Origin of the sequence: Aliidiomarina sedimenti (genome assembly GCF_003986955.1) — a bacterium.
Lineage (GTDB): Bacteria > Pseudomonadota > Gammaproteobacteria > Enterobacterales > Alteromonadaceae > Aliidiomarina > Aliidiomarina sedimenti.
The window spans coordinates 620,721-639,529 of sequence record NZ_PIPN01000001.1 but is presented as its reverse complement, the minus strand read 5'-3'; the positions used below and the strand labels follow the sequence as shown (position 1 = coordinate 639,529).

The 18,809-nt window shown below is 51.9% G+C and carries 18 protein-coding genes; 11 read left to right on the top strand and 7 right to left on the bottom strand.

Going from position 1 to position 18,809, the window contains the following annotated elements:
* Positions 1-27 precede the first annotated feature (27 nt).
* The 11 genes from CWE12_RS03065 (at position 28) to CWE12_RS03015 (ending at position 10,788) form a co-directional block, all read left to right on the top strand.
* On the top strand, positions 28-1,068 hold the full coding sequence (locus CWE12_RS03065; protein ID WP_126788190.1) for a hypothetical protein: 1,041 nt from the start codon (positions 28-30) through the stop codon (positions 1,066-1,068).
* A 31-nt stretch (positions 1,069-1,099) separates the two neighbouring features.
* Positions 1,100-2,176, top strand: a complete 1,077-nt coding sequence (locus CWE12_RS03060) for a hypothetical protein (protein ID WP_126788189.1) — start codon at positions 1,100-1,102, stop codon at positions 2,174-2,176.
* A gap of 116 nt (positions 2,177-2,292) precedes the next feature.
* Positions 2,293-3,246: a chemotaxis protein gene (locus CWE12_RS03055; RefSeq protein WP_126788188.1), complete on the top strand. Its 954-nt coding sequence runs from the start codon at positions 2,293-2,295 to the stop codon at positions 3,244-3,246.
* A gap of 94 nt (positions 3,247-3,340) precedes the next feature.
* Positions 3,341-4,531 carry an aromatic amino acid transport family protein gene (locus CWE12_RS03050; protein ID WP_126788187.1) on the top strand — a complete coding sequence of 397 codons (1,191 nt, stop codon included), beginning with the start codon at positions 3,341-3,343 and terminating at the stop codon, positions 4,529-4,531.
* Between the two features lie 216 nt (positions 4,532-4,747).
* Entirely contained in the window at positions 4,748-6,184 is a 1,437-nt protein-coding gene (gene sufB, locus CWE12_RS03045; RefSeq protein WP_126788186.1) for a Fe-S cluster assembly protein SufB, read from the top strand.
* Positions 6,185-6,186: 2 nt separating this feature from the next.
* On the top strand, positions 6,187-6,948 hold the full coding sequence (sufC, locus tag CWE12_RS03040; RefSeq protein WP_126788505.1) for a Fe-S cluster assembly ATPase SufC: 762 nt from the start codon (positions 6,187-6,189) through the stop codon (positions 6,946-6,948).
* Positions 6,945-8,210 carry a Fe-S cluster assembly protein SufD gene (gene sufD, locus CWE12_RS03035; protein ID WP_126788185.1) on the top strand — a complete coding sequence of 422 codons (1,266 nt, stop codon included), beginning with the start codon at positions 6,945-6,947 and terminating at the stop codon, positions 8,208-8,210. Before sufC ends, sufD begins: the two co-directional genes overlap by 4 nt.
* Positions 8,207-9,439, top strand: coding sequence for an aminotransferase class V-fold PLP-dependent enzyme (locus CWE12_RS03030; protein ID WP_420836625.1), 1,233 nt, complete (start codon positions 8,207-8,209; stop codon positions 9,437-9,439). Before sufD ends, CWE12_RS03030 begins: the two co-directional genes overlap by 4 nt.
* Positions 9,440-9,454: 15 nt before the next feature.
* On the top strand, positions 9,455-9,820 hold the full coding sequence (locus tag CWE12_RS03025; protein ID WP_126788184.1) for a HesB/IscA family protein: 366 nt from the start codon (positions 9,455-9,457) through the stop codon (positions 9,818-9,820).
* Between the two features lie 9 nt (positions 9,821-9,829).
* Positions 9,830-10,360 carry a putative Fe-S cluster assembly protein SufT gene (sufT, locus tag CWE12_RS03020; RefSeq protein ID WP_126788503.1) on the top strand — a complete coding sequence of 177 codons (531 nt, stop codon included), beginning with the start codon at positions 9,830-9,832 and terminating at the stop codon, positions 10,358-10,360.
* 29 nt (positions 10,361-10,389) lie between these two features.
* On the top strand, positions 10,390-10,788 hold the full coding sequence (locus CWE12_RS03015) for a SufE family protein (protein WP_126788183.1): 399 nt from the start codon (positions 10,390-10,392) through the stop codon (positions 10,786-10,788).
* 30 nt (positions 10,789-10,818) lie between these two features.
* Here CWE12_RS03015 and iscR read toward each other — a convergent pair whose 3' ends face one another.
* From iscR to ygfZ, 7 genes are all read right to left on the bottom strand, one after another.
* Complete coding sequence (gene iscR, locus CWE12_RS03010; protein WP_126788182.1) at positions 10,819-11,280, bottom strand: Fe-S cluster assembly transcriptional regulator IscR; 462 nt, start codon at positions 11,278-11,280, stop codon at positions 10,819-10,821.
* A gap of 602 nt (positions 11,281-11,882) precedes the next feature.
* Positions 11,883-13,187 carry an amidohydrolase gene (locus tag CWE12_RS03005; protein ID WP_126788181.1) on the bottom strand — a complete coding sequence of 435 codons (1,305 nt, stop codon included), beginning with the start codon at positions 13,185-13,187 and terminating at the stop codon, positions 11,883-11,885.
* A gap of 126 nt (positions 13,188-13,313) precedes the next feature.
* Entirely contained in the window at positions 13,314-14,240 is a 927-nt protein-coding gene (locus CWE12_RS03000) for a phospholipase A (RefSeq protein ID WP_126788180.1), read from the bottom strand.
* Entirely contained in the window at positions 14,233-14,601 is a 369-nt protein-coding gene (locus tag CWE12_RS02995; protein ID WP_126788179.1) for a hypothetical protein, read from the bottom strand. The genes CWE12_RS03000 and CWE12_RS02995 overlap by 8 nt, the downstream gene beginning before the upstream one ends.
* A gap of 151 nt (positions 14,602-14,752) precedes the next feature.
* A complete protein-coding gene (locus CWE12_RS02990) occupies positions 14,753-17,182 on the bottom strand; it encodes a prolyl oligopeptidase family serine peptidase (RefSeq protein ID WP_126788178.1) in 2,430 nt (809 codons plus the stop codon).
* A gap of 176 nt (positions 17,183-17,358) precedes the next feature.
* Positions 17,359-17,844, bottom strand: coding sequence for an FKBP-type peptidyl-prolyl cis-trans isomerase (locus tag CWE12_RS02985; protein ID WP_126788177.1), 486 nt, complete (start codon positions 17,842-17,844; stop codon positions 17,359-17,361).
* The gene (gene ygfZ / locus CWE12_RS02980) at positions 17,837-18,727 is read right to left on the bottom strand and encodes a CAF17-like 4Fe-4S cluster assembly/insertion protein YgfZ (RefSeq protein WP_126788176.1); all 891 of its coding nucleotides are present in this window, start codon (positions 18,725-18,727) and stop codon (positions 17,837-17,839) included. The genes CWE12_RS02985 and ygfZ overlap by 8 nt, the downstream gene beginning before the upstream one ends.
* Between the last annotated feature and the right edge of the window lie 82 nt (positions 18,728-18,809).

Genomic DNA, 18,809 nt, shown 5'->3' with positions numbered 1-18,809 from the left:
TTAAGTGAGGCGGGTATGGTTCGAACAATGTTCATCTTTATAGCAATGGGAATGCTGTTAATAACGGCAATGCCGGCAGCGGCCGATTCAGACTATCCGGTGGTATTAATTCATGGCTTCCAGCCGCATCAGTTGCAGGCGCAGCCAAATGCAGATCAGGTTAAGTTGGACGGCGCTGCGTACTGGGAGGAGTATTGGGGCCCACGGGCAGCGGCGCGGATTGACTGGCCGTCGCATCAGCGGATTACCCAGCAGATTTCTATGCAGTATGTCTGGCCTAAGCTGCAGGAACTTTCTACCAGCGGTCTCTGCCGTGATGGTTGCTTACTGGTGACCCACTCAACAGGCGATCTTATTGCACGCCATATCCTTGAGAATCAGCGTAACTGGCTCGAAAATGCAGGACTTGAACCGCTGAACTTTGTTGCCACGATTGATTTTGCAGGAGCGGGTGGTGGCTCTGAACTGGCTGATATTGCTATTAATGTCGCCGAAGGCGGTGGTTTAACCAATGCAGCCATGCGTTATGCCATTTCGCTCTGGCTTGGAATTACTCCTACTCAGGGTAACCTTGGAGTGCTAAGTGATTTGCGTGTTGCGAACGCGCGTCAACTTGCCCGTTTACCTGACGAACGGGTACCGCGGCTGCGCTTTGTCGGCGATGCCAGCGACTTCTGGAGTGTTACAGCGCCATTTCTACCGGGCCATGATGACGGTGTGGTGTCTGCTCATTCAACCTGCGGTGCGGCGGATGTCAGTAACTTTAATAGTTGTTCACCAACCATGAACTTCAGTGGTCGCCTGACCAGCATGTCGAATGGTGTTGAGCAATTTATGCCATACCATTATCCGATTGCGATGGGCTCCGGTTACAGCCATAGCGGTACAATCGCGGCGCAGCACGAGGGTCCCTTAGGCTCGGTGCAGCGTTTACTGAATCTGGCCAACGGCGAAACTGTGTCGGTGGCCTATGAACGCGAGTCGGGCTGGTTTGGGCGTCGCTTTGAATACATTCAGGGGTCGCAGCAACAAACCATGTCGGAAGTGGCGCAAGGCTTGTTGCGTTAAGTCCAAAGTAACCTAGCAGGTAACTCGAACAGTGAAAAAGTACTGGTTGATAGGGGCGGCGTTCGCTGCCCTTTTGATTATCGGGTTGACCACCTGGTCAGCCCGCTTAGATATCGCCGTAGATGCTGACGAACCGCTTGCGACCGAGCCAGAGCTTGCTCAGGTTTTATCTGCTCAGGCGCAACCCACAGCGACGCCTGGGTCGATAAATACCGCGTCAACGGATGACGAACCAGCCTACGATGACGGTTACGACGATATTGCAGAAACCCCAGCCGCGGAAGCGATGCAGGCAATGGCCTCGCAGCAGCAGGCTATTTTGCAGTACCCTTCGTATTCGCAGCCCTATGAGTATATTGGCGCGGCGCACCGTAACTGGAACCGAAGCTATCCGGTAGAGATTCCAGTTCTTGACGGTGATGAAACGCTGTCGCTGCAGTTGCAGCGTTATCACCATATCTACCCGCAAGCTATTGAGGGCGAGCTGGTAGCGAGTATGGCGATTGATGTGGTGCGGCTGGAGCTTGTAGATGCCGATAGCGGTACGCTGTTGTACAGCGTGAGCAGCGACGAGCCGTCATTTGCAATTGCGCTTGAGGCGGACTGGCCGCGTAACCTGCGGTTACGTGCGGAAGTGAGTTTTGGCGGTGGTCGAGAGCAACTCAGCACTGATTTAACCTTTCATTATCCGGCCGCCAGGGTAACCGCGGTGGGTCAAGCGAGCGTAGAGGGCGATGATGTGGTCGCAGAGGTCACGGCTGAAGTAGAACAGGCCGGCATTTACCGGTTACGAGCGGTGTTGTCCGAAGACGAAAGCCAGCCTCTGGCTGTGTTAACAGCACGGGAGAGACTGGCCACAGGGCAGCAGCGATTCCTAATCAGGGCTCACCATAGTGTCTTGCCTGAGCATGCAGCGGAGCTCTATTTAACTGACCTTGTGCTCGAGCGAATGTCGTCCCACCCGGGGGATGAACAGGGCTTTGGGCAAAGTAATCGTACTAGCTGGCCTCTTGGTACAGTTAATCCTGCCGATATAGATACCAGTCCCTATCAACCGGATGCACAGGAACAACGTCAAATTGAGTTCCTGCGCAACTGGCAGGGATGAACCGTTCGATAAAATTAACGAAGTTTAATACTAGTCAAGGTTATCTGCCTGTGATAGTTAGTTATTGCATAGGTGCGACACGTACAAGAAATCACAAAAAGTAGTGAGGAAGGCCCATGAGTGAATTTATGAAATCGGTTGATGCCAGAACCAATCTGGCTGGCAGAAACCGACTGGAAATGTTGATGTTTCGCTTACGGGGTCAGCAACGATTTGGTATCAACGTGTTTAAAGTGCGCGAGGTCATCCCGACCATGGAGCTGGCAGAAATGCCGGGAGCTGGTAAGCAAATAAAAGGGGTGGCGCATTTACGTGGCGAAAGCGTACCTGTGATCGATTTGGATTATGCCATGGGTGGCGCCGGGATTCCTGATGACGCGCCGTCATTCATTATTGTGAGTGAGTATAACCGCCATGTGCAGGGGTTCCTGGTGGGCGGTGTCGAGCGGATAGTGAACCTTAACTGGGAAGAGGTGATGAGCCCACCAAGTGGTGCAGGGCGAGGCCATTACTTAACGGCGGTGGTTAAAGTCGACGACCAGCTGGTTCAGATTATCGATGTCGAGAAAGTCTTTTCTGAGGTTTCAGGTGAAGAAGCCCATGTCAGCGATGAAGCACGGGCCCGCCATTCTGAAATTGATAAAGACAGTATTGTGGTGCTGGCGGTGGATGATTCGATGGTGGCTCGCAAACAGGTCGAGCGGGCGCTGAAAGAAGTTGGCTTGAAATGCCACCTGGCCAACGATGGCAAGCAGGCATTGGAATGGCTTGAGCAGCAGCTGGAAAACAACGATGACCTGGTGCGAAAGGTACCTGTGGTACTTTCTGACATTGAAATGCCGAAAATGGACGGCTACACCCTGACCGCTGAAATCAAGGCCCATCCTCAGTTAAAAGACCTGGCCGTGGTACTGCATTCGTCATTGTCGGGTGTGTTTAATGAAGCCATGGTGAAGAAGGTCGGAGCCGACCGTTTTATCGCCAAATTTCATCCCGATGAGCTGGTAGAAGCAATTCAAAGCGAAGTCGAGCGCGTGCTGGATGGGGTCGTAGTGAAGGACCAGGTATAGTAACAGGCATTTGTCAGCGCTTTTTACTCTTCCCCTTTACGTCAAAGTCAGCTAGCCTCTTTGTCAGAAAAATTAGAATAAGGACGACAGCGTTTTGACTTCCCGCAGTAAAACTATTGGCAGTATTTTTATTCTTGCCGGTACCACTATTGGTGCCGGTATGTTGGCCCTTCCGTTAACGTCAGCTGGATTAGGCTTTGGTACCTCGGTCGCGATTATGGTCGGGATCTGGGTGTTGATGGCCTATACCGGATTGTTGATGCTTGAGTTGCACCAGCATGTGCCGATTACCGCAACACTGCATGGCCTGGCGGAGCAGTTTCTTGGCTGGAAAGGGCGGGCGACTGCGACCGTGGCGATGCTGTTTTTGCTCTATGCGCTGTGTGCGGCCTATATTGCCGGTGGAGGCGCCTTGATGCAGGAGCGCATCATTGGCCATCTGCCAGGCATGCCCGGCTTTAGTGGCGCACTGGTATTTACCTTAATTATTGGTCTGGTGGTATCACTTGGAACCAGCAAGGTCGATTTTATTAATCGTATTTTGTTTGTGCTTAAGTTGATTGTGCTGGTGGTAACTATGGTGATGCTGACTCCTCAGGTCAGTGGCGGTTACCTGTTGAATTTGCCAGTTGAACAAGGCCTTCTGGTTGCCGCATTGCCGGTTATTTTTACCTCGTTTGGTTTCCATAGCTGCATTCCCTCGCTGGTTCGTTATACCAATAAAGACATGGCGGCGCTGCGTAAGATTGTGCTGATTGGCTCGAGCCTGCCGCTGGTGATTTATATCATTTGGCAAGGATTAAGCTTTGGCGCGGTTGGCCAGACGGGACTGATGCAAAATAATGACCTGCCTGACTTTGTTAATTCGATTGCTGCTGTGGTGCAGTCCGAATGGGTGGTTGCGGCTATTACTCTGTTTGCCGATCTGGCTCTGGCAACCTCATTTCTAGGGGTCAGCCTGGGCCTGTTTGATTTCCTCGCGGAGAAATTCCAACGTCCGAACAATAAACGCGGACGGATGCAAACTGGTTTAATTACCTTTCTGCCGCCTTTGGTGTTCGCACTGTTCTACCCGCAGGGCTTTATCATTGCGCTTGGCTACGCAGCGATAGCGCTGGTGGTGATTGCGATTATTCTGCCGGTGCTGATGGTGCGTAAAGCTCGTTTAGACTACGACGAGGCAAGCTATCAGGTTGCCGGGGGGAACCTTGGCTTGTATCTGGCGATGTTTATCGGTGGGCTGGTCATTCTGGCTCAGTTGGCCGTTGCCTTTAAGCTGGTGTAAGCAGGTAGTCCTTTATCCTATCGACCCGGGACCAGGCGCTGTTGTTCTGACAGCCCTGGCCCCGGTAGTTGTTACCCTGATGTTATCTTCTACACTCCCTCGTATAAACACGCCTACTACTAAAGAACCCAGACGGGCCGCGGTCTCAATACTTGAGTGAAATACTCGGGTACTATATAATCAGGGCATGTTTAGAATAAACCGAGTGAGTTTGTCATGAGTGAACAAATCGAGCAGGCGATAGCACGTAAGTACGATGCCGGTTTCGTGTCCGAAGTTGAGTCAGACACCTTTGCGGTGGGTCTGGACGAGTCGGTTATTCGTCGTATTTCAGCCATGAAAAATGAGCCTGAATGGATGCTGGAATGGCGTCTGAAGGCTTACCGTAGCTGGCTGAAAATGGATGAACCGGACTGGGCCCATGTCGATTACCCGAAAATTGACTTCCAGTCGATCTCCTATTATTCAGCACCGAAGAGCATGAAAGACAAGCCTAAGTCGCTGGATGAAGTTGATCCTGAATTGCTGCGCACCTATGAAAAACTTGGCATTCCACTGCATGAGCAGGAAATGCTGGCTGGTGTTGCGGTGGACGCAGTTTTTGATTCAGTCTCGGTTGTGACCACGTTCCGCGCTAAGCTGGAAGAAGCGGGCGTAATCTTCTGCCCGATCTCAGAAGCAATTCAAAAATACCCGGACCTGGTTAAAAAATACCTGGGTACTGTGGTTCCGCAACGTGATAATTATTTTGCTGCGCTGAATAGCGCTGTGTTTACCGATGGTTCCTTTGTTTACATTCCAAAAGGCACTCGCTGCCCGATGGAGCTGTCCACTTATTTCCGTATTAATGAGCTTAACACGGGTCAGTTTGAGCGTACCCTGATTGTCGCTGAAGAGGGTAGCTACGTAAGCTATCTGGAAGGCTGTACCGCGCCGCAACGCGATGAAAACCAGCTCCACGCCGCTGTGGTTGAGCTGGTGGCGATGGACGACTCAGAAATTAAATACTCGACAGTGCAGAACTGGTATCCGGGCGACGAAAATGGCAAAGGTGGTATCTACAACTTTGTGACCAAGCGTGGCTTAGCGGAAACCAATGCGAAGATTTCCTGGACCCAGGTTGAAACTGGTTCGGCGATTACCTGGAAGTATCCAAGCTGTATTTTAAAAGGGGACAACAGTGTCGGTGAGTTTTACTCAGTCGCTCTGACCCGTGGTCGCCAGCAGGCGGACACCGGGACCAAAATGATCCACATGGGTAAGAACACCCGTTCGACCATTATTTCCAAAGGGATCTCAGCAGGCCATAGCAGCAATGCCTACCGTGGTCTGGTGCGGATGGGACCAAATGCCGATGGGGCGCGGAACTTCACCGAGTGTGATTCGCTACTGATTGGAGATAAGTGTGGCGCACACACCTTCCCGTATATTGAAAGCCGCAACCCGTCAGCCATTGTTGAGCACGAAGCAACAACTTCGAAGGTCAGTGATGACCAGTTGTTCCTGTGTCGTCAGCGTGGTCTTGATCCGGAGAAAGCGGTGTCGATGATTGTGAATGGCTTCTGCAAAGAAGTGTTTAAAGAATTGCCAATGGAATTCGCTGTGGAAGCGGGCAAATTGCTAGAAATTAGTCTTGAAGGTTCAGTGGGGTAATGATGTTAAGTATTAAAGATTTACATGCCAGTATTGACGGCAAAGAGATTCTTAAAGGGCTGAACCTGGACATTAAACCTGGCGAAGTGCATGCCATCATGGGGCCAAATGGCGCCGGTAAAAGTACCCTGGGTTATGTCTTATCAGGTCGTGACGGCTACCAAGCCGATAGCGGTACTGCCCAGTTCAATGGTGCAGATTTATTTGATTTAGAAGTTGAAGAGCGCGCCCAGGCGGGTCTGTTTCTGGCGTTTCAGTACCCGGTTGAGATCCCTGGCGTCAGCAATATGGAATTTATGAAAGAGTCGGTGAATGCCATTCGCGAAAAGCGTGGCGACGATCCACTCAGCGCCTCAGATTTTTTAAAGAAAGCCAAGGAAGCCTGTAAGCAGGTGGACTTGCCATTGGCGTTCCTGAAGCGAGGTGTCAATGAAGGCTTTTCTGGTGGTGAGAAAAAGCGCAACGAAATCATGCAGATGATCTTGCTGGAGCCAAAGCTGTGTATTCTTGATGAGTCCGACTCCGGGCTGGATGTGGACGCGCTGCAGGTTGTCGCCAATGGTGTCAACAGCCAGCGTGACGGCAAACGAAGCTTTATCGTGGTTACTCACTACCAGCGTTTGCTGGATTACATCGAACCGGATTATGTACATATTCTGGCGGACGGCAAAATTGTTAAAAGTGGCGATGCGTCACTGGCCAAAGAAGTGGAAAAGACCGGCTATGCCTGGTTGGGCGCAAAAGCCGAGGAGGCGGATGCATGAGCCAGTGGTTAGCAGATGTTATTGACCGTGCCGGCTCAGTTCAGGATTGGTTAAGCCCGGTTCGAGGCGAAGCCCTGGCAACGCTGCAGAACCAGCAGTGGCCGGGACGGCGCACTGAAGCCTGGCGTTATACCTCATTGCACCCGTTTGATGCGTTGCTGGCTCAACCTGGCAGCACATCTGTCCAGGTGGATAGCAGAGAGTTTGCCATTGAGGGTTTAGAAAGTTTAGACCTGGTGTTTGTAAACGGTGAACTGCACACCGACATTGGTAGCCTGTCATTGCCTGCTGGGCTGAGTATCAGTGCTCTGGACCAACCGACTGACAATGCACGCAGTGTCGCCGGGCAGGTCTTTACTCAGGTAAAACCCGAGCGCCATTTGTTCGGTCTGGTCAACGATGTATTAGCCACCTCAGGCGTGATCATCGATATCGCTGACGGTGCCAGCGTCGAGACGCCAGTGCGGGTGATTAACCTGGTAACGGATAAAGTCGAGTCACACAACCGTGTACTGGTGCGCTTAGGTAAACAGGCAACGGCGACTGTGATTGAACATGGCAGCGGTGACGGCGCGAGCATGAACACCGCCTTTGCTGAATATCAGCTGGGCTATGAAGCCAGACTTGAGCATTATCGCTTTGCTTTGCACAGTGCGGATGCCATTCATATAGGTGGCAGTCACTTTCAGATGGGCGAGAAGTCGCGTCTGAACAGCACGCTGGTGGGCTATGGTAGCCAGCTATCGCGGCTGGACGTCGATATTCATCATGCCGGTGAGCATGCCTTCGCCAAGTTTAACAACATTTACCTGTTGGCTGAAAACGAACACTTTGATCTGCACAGTACTATTGAGCACGCGGTGCCGAATGGCACGACCGAAGAAAACGCGCGCGGTATTGTTGGTGATAATGCCAAAGCGGTATTTAACGGTCGGATTCACATTCACCCGGATGCACAGAAAACGCTGGCTGAACTGAATAACCGCAATCTGTTGCTCTCGCGTCGTGGTCAGATCAATACCAAACCTGAGCTCGAAATCTATGCCGACGATGTTCAGTGTGCGCACGGTGCTACGGTCGCTGAGATTGACGACGAAGCTCTGTACTACATGCTGTCACGTGGTATTAGCCGTTCTCAGGCCTTGGTCATGCTGAATTTCGGATTTGTTCAGGAACTGATTGAACAAATGCCAAATAAGGCATTGCGCGACTGGTTACAGCCTAAGCTGAAGACTCGCTTTGAAGGCATGGAGGTCAAATGAGCGACCAGCCAGTGGCATTTGATGTAAACCATATCCGCGAGCAGTTTCCGATCCTGAAGCGTGAAGTTAGTGGTAACCCGTTGGTGTATCTGGATAACGCAGCGACGACGCAAAAGCCGCAGGCGGTGATTGACGCTATTGTCGAGTTTTATACTCAGTGCAATTCCAATGTCCACCGTGGCGCGCATCAGCTGTCTGACGAAGCGACTCGTCGCTATGAAGAAGCGCGTGAGGTGGTTGCGGGCTTTATTAATGCGCCGGCGAAAGAAGAAGTGATCTGGACCAGCGGTACCACCGAAGGCATTAATATTGTTGCCAAAGGCATGGCGCAACAGCTACAAGCTGGTGACGAAGTGCTGGTTACCGAAATGGAACACCATGCCAACCTGGTGACCTGGCAACAGGCTTGTAAACTGTCAGGTGCAACCCTTAAGGTGGTACCGATTCACGACACTGGCGAGCTCAACGAGCAGGCGTTTACGGAATTGTTATCGGAACGCACACGGATTTTATCGATGCCGCATGTGTCTAATGCATTAGGTACGATTAACCCGATTCAGTCGCTGACCGCGCAGGCCAAAGCCAAAGGGGCGCTGGTTCTGATCGATGGTGCGCAGGGCGTAGCCCATGGTGATGTTGATGTGCAGGCGATTGGCTGTGACTTTTATGCCTTTTCCGGCCACAAGCTGTTTGGTCCTACGGGGATTGGTGTTCTCTGGGGCCGTAAAGAGGTGCTGGAAACCTGGCCCGTGTGGTTAACCGGTGGCGAGATGATCGAAACGGTAACCTACCAGGATGCAACCTGGGGCGCGTTGCCGAACCGGCTTGAAGCCGGTACGCCGAATATAGCTGGTGCTATTGGCATGGCCGCTGCGATTAAGTGGTTTCAGGCGCTCGATGTCGATGCGGTGAAAGCCCATGAGCAGGCCTTGCTAGACTATGCACTGGAACTGGCGAAAGATATTCCGGGCATGCGTATCGTTGGCAATGCACCGAAAAAAATTGGTATTCTGAGTTTTGTAATTGAAGGTGCACATCCGGCCGATATTGGCTTTTTACTGGACCGCCAGGGCATTGCTATTCGTACTGGCGACCATTGTGCGCAACCTCTGATGAAGCGTTTAGGTGTCCCTGGCACCGCGCGCGCGTCGTTTTCCATTTACAACACATTTGAAGATGTTGAGGCGCTGTTTAAAGGCCTCAAGAAAGCATCCATGATGTTAGCCTGAGGGCAGGAGGTCATTGTGTCTGTAGAAACATTTGTACCGCAATCGCAGGTCGTAAGCATGACAGATACGGCTCAACGCCATTTTGCGGCGAAACTGGCGGATCAGCCAGGTAAGATTATCCGTTTTTCAACTAAGCTTAGCGGCTGCACTGGCTTTGCCTATGTGCTTGATTACGCAGAGGCGCCGGCTGAAAATGATGTGGTAGTGCCAATTAATGATGAGATCACAGTCGCGGTGGCGGGCGATGCACTGGATGTAGTCCGTAATACCGAAATTGACTATGTCAAAGAAGGTGTCAACGGGGTAGTTAAGTTTAACAACCCTAACGTGCTGGATGAGTGTGGCTGTGGTGAGAGCTTTAATGTGAAATCGGCGGTGTAGTTGATGTCGATGCAAAAAATGGTTAATACGACGCGGGAAGTGAAGTCGCGTCGTGTCCCAACCGGCGACGTTAAGATCATTCCCAAAGGCGAGTTTGTAACCATTACCCAGGACTTAGGTGGCAATTACACGGTCACTTGGCAGGGTAATATGTTGCGTATTGATGGCACCGATGCAGATGCCCTGGGTCGCAAGCCGACTGAGCTTAGCTTCGAGGCGCCAATCGATGGCCAGATCAATGAACAGCAGGTGTGGGATGCTCTGGAAACCGTGTATGATCCGGAAATTCCAATTAATCTGCTGTCGCTTGGACTGATTTATAAAGTCGAGATCGATCAGGCGGCGAAAACGGTGCGCATTGATATGACCCTGACGGCGCCTGGCTGTGGCATGGGTCCGGTGCTGGTAGGTGACGTAGAGTACCGCGTGGGTATGGTACCAAACGTCGAAGAGGTGAAGGTCGAGCTGGTATTCGATCCGCCTTGGTCGCGCGAGATGATGAGCGAAGAAGCCCAGCTTGAAGCTGGCGTGTTTTTCTAAAAAATTGTAGTTAAAGGACAGAAGGTCACATGAGCCTGCCTAGCACTGAAGAAATTATCGATGACTTAGAGTTTCTTGATGACTGGGAGCAACGCTACCAGTACATCATTGATCTGGGTAAGCAATTACCTGGTCTGCCGGATGAGCAAAAGAAAGATGAGTATCTGGTACGTGGATGTCAGAGCAGTGTATGGATGATCAGCGAAGCTCGTGGCGATAAATTGTTTTTCAAAGTTGATAGCGATGCGATCATAGTGCAGGGGCTACTTGCCCTGGTGCTGGCAGCCTACGATGGCAAAACCAGCAGCGAGATCCAGCAGTTTGATATCGACGGCTACTTTAAGCAACTTGATTTAGAGCGTCATATTTCACCCACGCGGGGCAATGGTCTGCGCGCTATGGTGGCCAAAATTAAACAGCTGGCGTAGCGCCAGCTAACAACTCTCGTTACGTCTCTTTTATGTCACTTTGAGCTGCTGGAACAGCGATGATTCCTGGCGGCTGGCAACGGCTTTAACGTCGCCTTTGGCCATCAGCTCACCGAGCGTGATGTTATCCAGAAAGTTAGAGATACGGTCGCTTAAGTCGGACCATAAGCTGTGGGTCAGGCAGCGTTCGCCTTGCTGACAGTTGGACTTACCCTGACAGCGGGTCGCATCGACTGACTCGTCGACGGCACGAATAACCTCACCTATCGCGATTAAGTCAGCACTGCGGCCAAGCCGATAACCACCACCCGGGCCTCGTACGCTGTCTACCAGCTGGTGGCGACGAAGACGGGAAAACAATTGTTCGAGATAGGACAGGGAGATTTCCTGGCGCTCGGATATATCCGCCAGTGGTACCGGACCTTTGTCTGCATGTAAGGCCACATCAAGCATTGCGGTTACTGCATAACGTCCCTTCGATGTCAGTCTCATAGCCTTTACTCACCGTCAAATAACAGGTCAATACTATGGCATACCCGAGTGTTTTACTCAAGTATTGCGGTGCTGTCTTTGGGGCAACTTACTTTGTGGCAAAAAAAAAGCCCTGGACCGGGTTGGGGCGGTCCAGGGCAATGTTTAAGGCAAGTTGATAACCTGCCGTTCGCCTAATTTGTGTTAGCTGCAAGCAAATCAATCATATTGAGGAGCCTGGAAGGATAACTAATAGTAATTCAAGCTTGTTGCTTATTAGTTATCTGATAATCACAGAGGTTATTATACGTGACTTGCTTGAGAGGTACAGGGAAGTTCGGATGAGAACTATTTATTCGAGCATGCCCTTTGCTAGGGCGATTCAAGCTTTGCAGGGGGATGTCGATACTATATATAGCGATTCATCAAATTGTCATCATACTGCCTGATAAGTGACATTTAACCTAGGTAGCATGTCTGACATTGAAGTTTGGCTCGCAAGCTTTTTAACTGTGTATCCCTAAATCTCACTTCCCTGGAATTTAGGATTTGCCCCCAGCGTATTTACACTGGGGGCTTTTTTTTGCGCCAGACTTGAGCCGTAAGCCTGCGCTAGTCATTGACTATTGCTGGGGGTAATCAACCACCCAGTTAATAAATAGCTCAACACCGACTTTGAGTGCGTCTTCGTCTGCATAGAAATATGGCGAATGGTTGCTTGGCGCGCTGGCGGCATCCTGATCCGGCGGAGTAATACCTAAGAACACAAACATGCCTGGTACTTCGTTGGCAAAAAACGAAAAGTCTTCGGCCCCGGTCACCAGTGCGTTCTCATGCACATTGTCTTCACCTGCCACACGCAAGGTCGTAGGCATCAGGCGGTCCACTAACGCAGCGTCATTCGAGGTCACCGGGTACCCTTCATGAATGGTGACCTCAGCCGTTGCACCACTGGATTGGGCAGTGTGCTCTGCGGTGTGAGTCAGCTTTTCGAAGATCTGCTGGCGGTTATCCATGTCAAAGTTACGAATGGTACCTTCCAGATAGACTTCATCCGGAATAATGTTATTGCGTACACCACCTTCGACGATACCAAAGCTGAGCACGGCTGGAGCTTTGGTAATATCAATCTGACGACTTACGATGCTTTGCGAGTTGGTAATGATCTGACCCGCAGCGACAATAGGGTCAACCCCACCCCATGGCCGAGATCCGTGAGTCTGCTGGCCCTGAACGCGGATCTCAAAGCGGTCTGAGGATGCCATCAGGGGGCCACGGCGATACCCGATCTGCCCTGTATTTCCGGCCGACCAAACGTGGATACCGAGCACGGCATCCGGGGTATGTTCAGCGAAGAGTCCTTCTTCCAGCATTAATTCGGCACCACCTTCTTCGTCTCCCGGCGCGCCCTCTTCAGCAGGCTGGAAGATAAACATGATATTGCCTTCAAGGTTCTCCTGAATACCAGCGAGGTACTCAGCCGCACCCATTAGCATCGCGACGTGTAAATCATGACCACAGGCATGCATCACACCCACTTCATTGCCGCGGTATTCGCCAACAGCAGTGGACGCAAAGGGGACGTCAGTGCGTTCTGTGACCGGCAGGGCATCCATATCGGCACGCAGTGCGATAGTCGGACCTGGTTTGCCACCGCGTAAGAAGCCAACCACACCGGTATGGGCAATTTCGGTCTGAACTTCCATGCCCAGTTCGCGCAGATGTTCAGCGACCAGAGCAGAGGTACGAAACTCCCGGTTACTTAGTTCAGGGTGTTGGTGAAGATCACGTCGCCAGTCGATGACGCGTTGTTCTAACTGAGCTGAAATGGAATGGCTGTCGTCATTGGCGGATGCGGGCAAGCTGGCACTTAAGCCGACACTAAGACCTATAGTCAGGGCCAGTGTGCTGGTTAGAGATTTAAACATGAACTACCTCGTGAGTGGCAAGAAAGCAACGGCGCGAGTGACTTAGCACGTGCGCCATCCGGTCTTTCACAATGATAAAGTTAACGGCATCTGTCAATCACTTGCTGAACTAGCGGCGGCAGAATGTCAGAGCCAGTTCGTCAGGATAATACCGACGCCGATGCTTTGGGTATGGTAATCGTAATCAATCAGTGACTCGCCATAGCCGTTAAAATAACGCACGTAGCCCTGGAAGTTTTCCCACAACGGGAAGCTGAATCCGACACGCAATGCTCCACGGTTGTCGTCGCTGCGAAAGTTGTTACGCAGTGTTACGTCAACCGAGAGGTCGTCCCAGGTGTAAACGAAGCTGAAGTCACCATACCCTAAATACTTATGAATATCAGGGTTGTCGTCCTCGCTGCTCTCGGGAATACGCCACCAGGGACGAAATGCAAACACAAGATTGTCACGTTCGAAAACGAGTTCTGCAATCACCCGGTTCCAGGAGCGGGAGCCAGGCTCGGAGCGCCCGTTTGACTGGTGGTTGAGGCTGATATTAAGAAATTTCGGGTCGACACCGAGGAAGGACCAGTCACCAAGGTCAAAGGCAACAAAGACTTCGGGTTCATAATTGGATTCACGAAACGGCCGAGATGCAGAACCATTGTAGGCCTGCCAGTAGGATTGCTGGGTATAAGCGACCCAGAGCGAGTGCTTGGTACCAAATAAGTTGGTATCAATGGGGTATTTAAAGCTGAACTGCAGCTGCAGTTCAACGTCTTCAATGTCACGGGCATTGGGAATATTTTCAAATGCATCCGGGTTGGTGCGGGTGGTGTACTTCGCTGGCAGCACATAGTTTTGTCGGTGCGGGGTTAATACATACGGATTGTCTGCACTGTCCCGCTCTGCTTCAGCGCGTTTATCAACACGGCTTTCTTCGTCGCCATTTTGCTGTCCGCGGCGATTTTCCTCGTCCTGACTGGTCGAGTCGGCTGCATTGGCTGACAAGCTGAACCCCATTAACAAGGTAAACATGCCCAGTTGTACTGGGGTTAAGCGGTTAATCATGGTGACTATCCTTTTTTACGAAAATAACGCTAAAGCCTCTGTGGTGTTTGCTTAAGGCAGACCCAAGTGACCAGATACTAATTGGAATAGCGATCACGAAATTGCTTATCAGAGCGAGATTTTGTGCGCTTTCAGGGCTGTCACTAACAATCCCTAATATAATGCCGGCAACCAGACCAATGACTATGCTGATAACGGTAAAGCGCCAGGTAAACGACCACCAGATGGAAATCACTATACCGAGGTTGTTATCGGCGTCTGTTTGCTCGACAGGTTGTGCCGCATGGTAATCAGTGGGTGGGGTAGGGGTACGCTCGTTTGAACTGGTAGCATCTTGACTTACATACTCGTGATCAGACATTTCAACTCCGTTTGGGCTAATTATTATCGCCTAAGCCTAGGCTTAGTTGGCCATTTTCTCAAGAAAAAGAAAAGGCGCCTGGATACCTGCAGACGCCTTCTTGCTTGCTTTTTGGCTGGGTTCGCTGGCTATGAATTAGCCATTGGTGAGTTTAGTCCTCAGCCTGTTTAACGAACTCATCTAACCATTCAATGGTTTCCCAAAGCATATGGAGCACGGACTCACGTGCACGGTAGCCATGTGACTCTAAGGGTAGCATGACCAGTCGGGTAGTCCCGCCAAGTCCTTTAACCGCCTGAAAAAGTCGCTCGCTCTGCATCGGAAAGGTTCCTGAGTTGTTGTCATTCTGGCCGTGGATTAACAACAGCGGAGTCTTAATCTGATGGGCCGAAAAGAATGGCGACATGGTCTGATACAGCGCCGGGTCATCCCATACCGTGCGTTCTTCACGCTGGAAACCAAAAGGTGTCAGGGTGCGGTTATAGGCACCACTACGAGCGATACCAGCCTGAAAGAGATCAGAGTGAGCCAGCACATTGGCAGTCATAAAGGCACCGTAGGAATGCCCCCCAAGGGCGACCCGTTCCGGATCAGTAACGCCGCGTTCCACACCTGCCTGAATGGCTGCTTCCGAATTCATAATCAACTGGTCGATAAAGGTGTCGTTTGGCAATGCGTCGCCTTCACCAACAATTGGCATGGTCGCATTGTCCATCACTGCATAGCCCTGGGTTGCCAGGAACTGCGGACGCCAGTAACTGATTCGGTTGAACTCGTACGGTGAGCCGGAGACCTGAGCCGCATCGGCGTTGCTGCGATATTCGCGCGGGTAAGCCCAGATTATGGTTGGCAGGGGCCCATCGCGCTCAGCGTCATAGCCATCGGGTAAAAACAGGGTCGCTGACATTGCCAGGCCATCTTCACGTTCGTAGTGAATCAGTTCACGACTGATGCCCAGGGTGTGTGGCATTGGATGCTCAGTTTCGGTCAGGGCGACCAGGCTGTCGTTGGTAAGGCTGCGCTTATAAAAGTCAGCAGGCTGATCAACGGCCTCACGCTGGGTCAGAAAAGTCATGCTGGCGGCGTCGAGCAGAGCACGGGGCATTTCGTAGTAAGGCGCCTCTGAACGCCATAAGCGCTCGCTGCTGGAGTCCTGCAGTGAGAAGCGGTCGATAAACGGCCGATCACCTTGGTCTGAAGCACCGTCACCAATCATTAGCAGGTGACCATCTTCAATTCGTAACACCGAACGACCAAACTCATTGCGGCGCATTACTGGTTCGCCCGGATCACTGTATCTGTCCTGCCAGGAGCGTTCCCACAACATTTTAGGATTCTCTGGATGGTTTGGACTGAGGTGCCAGACCCGCTCTTCACGGCTGGCCCACCAGCGCTCGGAGATAATCGCGTTTTCATCATCACCGGCGTGTATGCCGGCAAAGCGATTACGCAACTGAATAAGCTGCTCGGGGTCATCCTCAAAAGGTGCGCTGAGCTGATAGACAGCGTCCCGATAGTCAGTCTCTTCGTTTGGGTTCCCGCTATCCAGAGCTTGTGCCCACACCAGAGTCGCTGGTGCATCATTGCGCCAGCTGATACTGCGACGTTCGGGCACGACTGCGTCAAATGAAATTGGCAGATTGTCGGCTAATGCCTGATCAACCACCTGATAGATGCGCTCGCCATCCAGGTTCCAGACATCGCTGCGGCGGGCAAAACGAAAATGTGGAACTGAGTATGAATAAGGCCGCTGTAGCTCGGTAACCAAGAGATAATTGCTGTCCGGAGACAAAGCGAGATCGTTGTAAATGGCTTCATCACCCAGGTACTTCACGTCATCGTCAAGACTGATGCGGGCGATACGACTGCTAAAGTAATGGTCGAACAGTGCTTCGTCGTGGCTGTTGGCGAGCAAGTCCTGATAGGTACGGGCAGGCGCGGTACGGCCCCGACTTTCGGTGATCACAGGCCCGCTGGGAACTGGACTGGCTGCTGGTTCATCACCGCGTTCAGGGGTTACCGCCATGGTATAAACGGCATCACTGCTGCGGTTCCAGTGCACATTAGCCCCCCACACTGCATTGACCTGCACATCGCTCCAACGTGACGCTTCGCCGCTGCTGGCATCAACGTGGTAAAGCTCAACCTGCTCGTCTGCCATATTCAAGAGGGCAAGGTGTTCAGCGTTCGGTGACCAGCTGCTGTCTAAAACACGGGCATCGTCAGGTAGCCCTGTGATCTCCACTCGCTCGCCGGAATCAATAGTCAGAATTTCCAGCCGTTCGGCGTAACGGGCCTGACTGATGCTGTTGTTCGCCGGGTTAATACGTCGCCCAGCCAGACGATATTCGGGGGTCGCTAAATCAGTCAATGAGGGCAGGGCTGGAAGATGCTGGATTAGCATATACTCGCCGCCGGGTGCGACACTGGCATTCGGCGCAGGGGCTGCATCGACTATATCGATGACTTCCTGCGGTGGTTGTTGATAGCCTGAGTCAGTCTGGCTGGCCAGGCTGACACTGCTGGATGCGGCGAGCAGCACACAGCAACTCAGGGTTGAACCCTGTATTTTATAGTTCATGACATTGCCTCATTGGTTTTTGCTTTTACAACAACTTACTCTCCACAGATGTACACGGGACGTAGTTGATTCACACTGATAGTGGCTGTCGGGGCAGGGAAGCTCAAGGGCAATGCGACGGAACGCGCAACAAAAAAGGCACCTTTCGGTGCCTTTTTGCGGATGCGGGGAGCAGATTAGTGCTCAACGCCTCCTTTACCGTGAACGTGACCATGGTCAAGTTCTTCAGCTGTTGCTTCACGAACGTCTACTACTTCGACGTCGAAGCTCAGGTTAACGCCTGCCAGAGGGTGGTTACCGTCAACAGTGACAGTGTCGTCGTTGACTTCGACGACAAGCACGGATTGCTCACCCTGGTCGGTGCTGGCACGGAACTGCATGCCAGGCTCAACTTCATTTTCGCCAAACATTTGACGAGGAACAGCCTGGATTAGGCCGTCGTGACGCTCACCGTAGGCTTCTTCTGCTGCTACGTCCGCTGAGAAAGTGTCGCCCGCGGTCTTGCCTTCCAATGCTTTTTCCAGGCCTGGGATCAACATGCCACGGCCAAAAATAAAGGCCAAAGGCTGTTCTTCGCTGGATTTGTCTAACACCTCACCTGCTGGGTTTTTTACAGCATAATGGATGGTTACGGCTTTATCTGCGGTTATTGCTTCACTCATTAGAAATTTCCTGGTTGTCGAATTTTGGGCGCGGGGTCAGTCGACTCGCTTCATCGCCCTTGATGCGAAGGGTTGCGTCATTTTCCAGATCAGCCGGCAGAACGGCTAATACAGCAACTTCGCCACTATCATAACGCACTGCGTTAAGAACTGCACCCGCACGGCGCCAGCTTTCACCGAGACTACGTTCTAAGTCGGCGCCTGCCGCGGGAATTTTATCTGCGGAGCCGACCAGATAGCGGGCGGCTCGTTTATTCTGCCCAAGGTAATGCATGCGGGCGATGGTTTCCTGGCCGATATAACAGCCTTTTTTATAGTTAATGCCAGCAAGTCGATCGAGCCCGACCATTTGTGGCACAAACTGCTGTACGGTAGCGTCCGTCAGGCAGGCGACGCCATGTTCAATTTCATAACGAAGCCAGGCTTCATCGTCGATTTCTGGCTCATCAGTTGTGGTATCGTCGCCATCGGTATCAATGCCAGCCGGTCGGATACGCAGCTGCGCATCGCCTAAGCCGAGACTGAAGTGAGCATCATCTGCTGTCTCCAGTGCAAACAACGGCGAACTGACGGGGCTTAGTTCAACCTCAAATTCACCACTTTGCTCAGCTAATTCGACCTTGCTGAAGACACTGAATTTTTTCAGCTGGCCGAGTGAATGTTCAATACTCGCCCGCGGCATCAGCAGGTAGAAATCCCCGCCGCTGCGCCACAAGCGCATCACCGCCAGCAGTTTACCTTTGGCGTCACAATGGCCGGCATAGCTCCACTGTTCAGGTGGCAATTTCTGCACATCAGCAGTTAACTGGCCCTGAAGAAAACTTTCGGCGTCGGCGCCGCTGGCGACAACAACAGCAAGCTGACTAACGAGGTATGATTGCATAGCGTTATAGTTACCTTGAGTTAGCGTTAAGCTAACAGCCTGAATTAAGTTATATCCCGCACCGAAGCACAGCGATATTGCG

Bases quoted from the DNA above. Each gene is read 5' to 3' on its own strand.
- ygfZ (WP_126788176.1), bottom strand. From the start codon at position 18,727: ATGCAATCATACCTCGTTAGTCAGCTTGCTGTTGTTGTCGCCAGCGGC.
- CWE12_RS03055 (WP_126788188.1), top strand. From the start codon at position 2,293: ATGAGTGAATTTATGAAATCGGTTGATGCCAGAACCAATCTGGCTGGC.
- CWE12_RS02985 (WP_126788177.1), bottom strand. From the start codon at position 17,844: ATGAGTGAAGCAATAACCGCAGATAAAGCCGTAACCATCCATTATGCT.
- CWE12_RS03000 (WP_126788180.1), bottom strand. From the start codon at position 14,240: ATGATTAACCGCTTAACCCCAGTACAACTGGGCATGTTTACCTTGTTA.
- CWE12_RS03005 (WP_126788181.1), bottom strand. From the start codon at position 13,187: ATGTTTAAATCTCTAACCAGCACACTGGCCCTGACTATAGGTCTTAGT.
- sufB (WP_126788186.1), top strand. From the start codon at position 4,748: ATGAGTGAACAAATCGAGCAGGCGATAGCACGTAAGTACGATGCCGGT.
- iscR (WP_126788182.1), bottom strand. From the start codon at position 11,280: ATGAGACTGACATCGAAGGGACGTTATGCAGTAACCGCAATGCTTGAT.
- sufC (WP_126788505.1), top strand. From the start codon at position 6,187: ATGTTAAGTATTAAAGATTTACATGCCAGTATTGACGGCAAAGAGATT.
- sufT (WP_126788503.1), top strand. From the start codon at position 9,830: ATGCAAAAAATGGTTAATACGACGCGGGAAGTGAAGTCGCGTCGTGTC.
- CWE12_RS03065 (WP_126788190.1), top strand. From the start codon at position 28: ATGTTCATCTTTATAGCAATGGGAATGCTGTTAATAACGGCAATGCCG.
- sufD (WP_126788185.1), top strand. From the start codon at position 6,945: ATGAGCCAGTGGTTAGCAGATGTTATTGACCGTGCCGGCTCAGTTCAG.
- CWE12_RS02990 (WP_126788178.1), bottom strand. From the start codon at position 17,182: ATGAACTATAAAATACAGGGTTCAACCCTGAGTTGCTGTGTGCTGCTC.
- CWE12_RS03015 (WP_126788183.1), top strand. From the start codon at position 10,390: ATGAGCCTGCCTAGCACTGAAGAAATTATCGATGACTTAGAGTTTCTT.
- CWE12_RS03030 (WP_420836625.1), top strand. From the start codon at position 8,207: ATGAGCGACCAGCCAGTGGCATTTGATGTAAACCATATCCGCGAGCAG.
- CWE12_RS02995 (WP_126788179.1), bottom strand. From the start codon at position 14,601: ATGTCTGATCACGAGTATGTAAGTCAAGATGCTACCAGTTCAAACGAG.